Source organism: Pseudomonas endophytica, assembly GCF_001411475.1.
GTDB lineage: Bacteria > Pseudomonadota > Gammaproteobacteria > Pseudomonadales > Pseudomonadaceae > Aquipseudomonas > Aquipseudomonas endophytica.
Genome location: NZ_LLWH01000091.1, coordinates 1 through 4,840, shown reverse-complemented (window position 1 = coordinate 4,840; position 4,840 = coordinate 1). Strand labels below are relative to the sequence as shown.

Here is a 4,840-nt window from a genome sequence, read left to right as displayed (position 1 = left end):
AAAGCAAAAGATCGCAGCCTTCGGCAGCTCCTACAGTCCATTATTCGTCAGCCAAAGGCTTGGTCTTGACCTTTTCCGAAGGCCGCCGCACGCCTGCGACGATTTTGTCCACGGCTTTGGTGGCCGCGACCATGCCAAACGTGGCGGTGACCATCATGACGGCGCCAAAACCTCCGGCACAATCGAGCTTCACCCCATCGCCGACAAAACTCTTCTGTAAGCAAATGCTCCCATCCGGTTTGGGATAGCGCAGTTGCTCGGTCGAAAATACACACGGCACGCTGTAATGACGGGTGACGGTACGCGAGAAGCCATAATCGCGGCGCAAGGTGGAGCGTACTTTCGAGGCCAGTGGGTCATTAAAGGTACGGTTCAAGTCGCACACCTGGATCAACGTCGGATCAATTTGCCCACCCGCGCCACCGGTGGTGATGATCTGGATTTTACGTCGCTTGCACCAGGCAATCAGCGCCGCCTTGGCATTCACGCTGTCGATGCAGTCGATAACGCAGTCGATGTCCGGCGTGATGTACTGCGCCATGGTTTCGCGGGTCACGAAATCCGCCACCGCGTGCACGGTGCAATCGGGGTTGATCTGGCGCAGACGCTCAGCCATCACCTCGACTTTGTCTCGACCAATGGTCGAGCTCAATGCATGAAGCTGGCGATTGCTGTTACTAACGCAGACGTCATCCAAGTCAAACAGCGAAATTTCGCCTACCCCGCAGCGGGCAATGGCTTCGGCCGCCCACGACCCGACACCGCCCACGCCAACAATCGCCACGTGCGCTGCACGCAGTCGCTCTAGGCCCTCTAGGCCATATAACCGGGCGACACCGGCAAACCGCGGATCTTCTGTACTCATGATCAACCCCCCCAAAAACCGGCGCGCATTATAGGGGCCATGCGTGCCGTTGAGTATCTTTCCCGCACCCTGAGCGACCAAGCCTGCTTTAATTACACACAAAGTAACAAGAACAACGTCCCACATAAAAACCAGTAAAAACTTAAGCGGACTGTTAGTGCCCAACACCAGAGATGAGTCCGTTCGCTGTACGGTAGGTCAGAGCGCGGTGTAGGATGCGCGCCGTTTGGCACCTGCCGTTCGATCTTCGTTCCACTCCTTTTGGAACCCGAAATAGTTATGTCATCGCGTAAATTTGGACTCAACCTAGTGGTCGTGTTGGCCATTGCTGCCCTCTTCACCGGCTTCTGGGCGTTAATTAACCGCCCGGTTTCAGCTCCTAACTGGCCTGAGCAAATCTCCGGTTTTTCGTACTCGCCGTTTCAGCAAGGCCAGTACCCGCAGAAAGACCAATACCCGACCGACGAAGAGATGCGTCGCGACCTAGAGATCATCAGCAAGCTGACCGACAACATTCGCACCTATTCGGTCGACGAAACCTTGGGTGACATTCCCAAGCTTGCGGAAGAGTTCGGCCTGCGAGTGACCCTTGGTATCTGGATCAGCCCCGATCTTGAACGCAATGAGCGTGAAATTAAAAAAGCCATCGAACTGGCCAATAATTCGCGCAGCGTGGTGCGGGTTGTGGTCGGTAACGAAGCCCTATTTCGTGAAGAAATCACCCCCGAAGACTTGATCGTGTTGCTGGACCGGGTCCGCGCAGCGGTGAAAGTGCCGGTGACCACGTCTGAGCAGTGGCACATTTGGGAGAAATACCCCCAGCTGGCCAAGCACGTTGACCTGATTGCAGCGCACATTCTGCCGTATTGGGAGTTTATTCCGGTCGATAAAGCAGGCGAGTTTGTCCTGGATCGCGCCCGTGACCTGAAAAAAATATTCCCGAAAAAGCCGCTGCTGCTCTCTGAGGTCGGCTGGCCGAGCAACGGCCGCATGCGCGGCGGGGCCGATGCCTCGCCTGCCGACCAAGCCATCTATCTGCGCACGCTGGTGAACAGCCTAAACCGTCGCGGTTACAACTACTTCGTGATCGAAGCCTTTGACCAGCCTTGGAAGGCCAGCGACGAAGGCTCGGTGGGCGCTTACTGGGGCGTATTCAACGCTGCCCGTCAGCAAAAATTCAACTTTGAAGGCCCGGTGGTTGCTATCCCGCAGTGGCGAGTACTGGCCATTGGCTCGGTGGTGATGGGCTTGCTGTCGCTGGCCTTGCTGCTGATCGACGGCTCGGCGCTGCGCCAACGGGGTCGCACCTTTCTAACCTTCACCGCGTTCCTTTGTGGCTCGGCGCTGGTGTGGATCGGCTACGACTACAGCCAGCAGTACAGCACTTGGTTCAGCTTGACCGTAGGCTTTTTGCTCGGTTTAGGAGCGTTGGGGGTGTTTATTGTGCTGCTCACCGAAGCGCATGAACTGGCCGAGGCGGTCTGGACTCATAAACGACGTCGCGAATTTTTACCGGTTGATAGCGACGATGCCTACCGACCCAAAGTCTCGATTCACGTGCCGTGTTACAACGAGCCGCCCGAGATGGTTAAACAAACGTTGAACGCACTGGCGAACCTCGACTACCCGGACTTCGAGGTGTTGTTGATCGACAACAACACTAAGGATCCGGCCGTCTGGGAGCCGGTTCGCGACTACTGCGCCACCCTCGGCCCGCGCTTCAAGTTTTTCCATGTTGCCCCGCTGGCGGGTTTCAAGGGAGGCGCGCTCAACTACCTGATCCCGCACACCGCGCCAGATGCCGAAGTGATCGCGGTGATCGACTCCGACTACTGTGTTGACCGCAACTGGCTCAAGCACATGGTGCCGCACTTTGCCGACCCTAAAATCGCCATTGTGCAGTCGCCACAGGACTACCGCGACCAGAACGAAAGCACCTTTAAAAAGCTCTGTTATTCGGAATACAAAGGGTTCTTCCACATTGGCATGGTGACCCGTAACGAACGTGACGCGATCATTCAGCACGGCACCATGACCATGACTCGACGCTCGGTGCTTGAAGAGCTGGGCTGGGCCGACTGGTGCATCTGTGAAGATGCCGAGTTGGGTCTGCGGGTGTTCGAGAAAGGCTACTCCGCAGCCTATTCCCACAACAGCTATGGCAAAGGGCTGATGCCCGATACTTTTATCGACTTCAAGAAACAGCGATTCCGCTGGGCTTATGGTGCGATTCAGATCATCAAGCGTCATGCCTCAAGCCTACTGCTGGGCAAAAATACCGAACTAACCCGCGGCCAGCGCTATCACTTCTTGGCCGGTTGGTTGCCCTGGGTGGCTGACGGCATGAATATTTTCTTCACCCTCGGCGCGCTGCTGTGGTCGGCGGCGATGATTATTGTGCCGACACGGGTCGATCCGCCGCTGCTGATTTTCGCCATCCCACCGCTGGCGCTGTTTGTGTTCAAAGTCGGCAAGATCATCTTCCTGTACCGCCGTGCCGTGGGGGTCAACCTCAAGGATGCGTTTGCCGCGGCACTGGCGGGCTTAGCGTTGTCGCACACCATTGCAAAAGCAGTGCTTTATGGCTTTTTCACCACCAGCATTCCGTTTTTCCGTACCCCTAAAAATGCCGACAACCACGGCTTTTGGGTCGCAATTTCGGAAGCCCGTGAAGAGCTATTCATCATGTTGCTGCTGTGGGGCGCTGCTCTCGGGATTTACTGTGTCCAAGGGCTGCCAAGCAACGACATGCGCTTTTGGGTGGTGATGCTCATGGTGCAATCGTTGCCGTATCTGGCCGCATTGATCATGGCCTTCGCCTCATCGCTGCCTAAACCGACAGAGGCTACGCAAGAGCAACCGGCGGCCTAAATCGCCCATCACCACTAAACGGCGGCCTCTGGTCGCCGTTTTGCTTTAAGATAACCGCCCTTTTGTGCCGTGCCGCCCGCACTTGTCCCGCTTCGGAGTCCCTATCATGACGGTCAATGCCGACCTTTCGCCGACCCTGCAACTTGCCTGCGATCTGATCCGTCGCCCCTCCGTGACGCCGATCGACGCCGATTGCCAGAAGCTGATGATGCAGCGCTTAGGTGATGCCGGCTTTAAGCTAGAGCCTATGCGCATCGAAGACGTCGACAACTTTTGGGCCACCCACGGCAAACATGAAGGACCAGTGCTGTGCTTCGCTGGCCATACCGACGTGGTGCCTACCGGCCCGGTTCACGCCTGGCAAAATGACCCGTTTGATGCGCTGATCGACGAGCACGGCATGCTCTGCGGCCGAGGCGCTGCCGACATGAAAGGCAGCCTGGCAGCCATGCTGGTCGCGGCAGAACGCTTTGTCGCCGACTACCCGGACCACAAGGGTTCGGTGGCTTTTCTGATTACCAGCGACGAAGAAGGCCCGGCTCATCACGGCACTAAAGCCGTGGTAGAACGCTTCGCGGCGCGTAACGAACGCCTGGACTGGTGCATCGTTGGCGAGCCTTCGAGCACCACGTTGGTCGGCGACGTGGTCAAAAATGGCCGTCGCGGCTCGCTGGGCGCCAAACTGACGGTTCGTGGCGTACAAGGTCACGTTGCCTACCCGCACTTGGCAAAAAATCCGATCCACTTAACCGCTCCTGCGCTGGCTGAACTGGCCGCTGAGCATTGGGACAACGGCAACGCATTCTTCCCGCCGACCAGTTTCCAGATCTCCAACCTCAACTCAGGTACTGGCGCGACCAATGTGATCCCCGGCGATCTGGTTGCCGTCTTCAACTTCCGGTTCTCGACCGAGTCAACGGTGGAAGGCTTGCAACAGCGCGTAGCTGATATCCTCGACAAGCATGGTCTGGACTGGCACATCGACTGGGCGCTGTCTGGCTTACCGTTTTTGACCGAGCCAGGGGCACTGTTGGACGCCGTGTCGTCGAGCATCAAACAGGTCACCGGCCGCGAAACCAAAGCCTCCACCAGCGTCGGCACTTC

General features: G+C 57.3%; 3 protein-coding genes. 2 read left to right on the top strand and 1 reads right to left on the bottom strand.

What is annotated here, in order from left to right; genetic code table 11:
* Nucleotides 1–40: 40 nt before the first annotated feature.
* Nucleotides 41–865 (bottom strand): tRNA cyclic N6-threonylcarbamoyladenosine(37) synthase TcdA, encoded by an 825-nt coding sequence (gene tcdA / locus AQS70_RS07695; RefSeq protein ID WP_055102277.1) that lies wholly within the window; start codon nt 863–865, stop codon nt 41–43.
* Nucleotides 866–1,144: 279 nt separating this feature from the next.
* Between tcdA and AQS70_RS07690 the strand changes: the two genes are divergently transcribed.
* Both AQS70_RS07690 and dapE read left to right on the top strand, forming a co-directional pair.
* The gene (locus tag AQS70_RS07690) at nt 1,145–3,736 is read left to right on the top strand and encodes a glycosyltransferase (protein WP_055102276.1); all 2,592 of its coding nucleotides are present in this window, start codon (nt 1,145–1,147) and stop codon (nt 3,734–3,736) included.
* A 106-nt stretch (nt 3,737–3,842) separates the two neighbouring features.
* Nucleotides 3,843–4,840 (top strand): succinyl-diaminopimelate desuccinylase (gene dapE, locus AQS70_RS07685; RefSeq protein WP_055102275.1); only part of this gene is annotated, 998 nt, incomplete at its 3' end.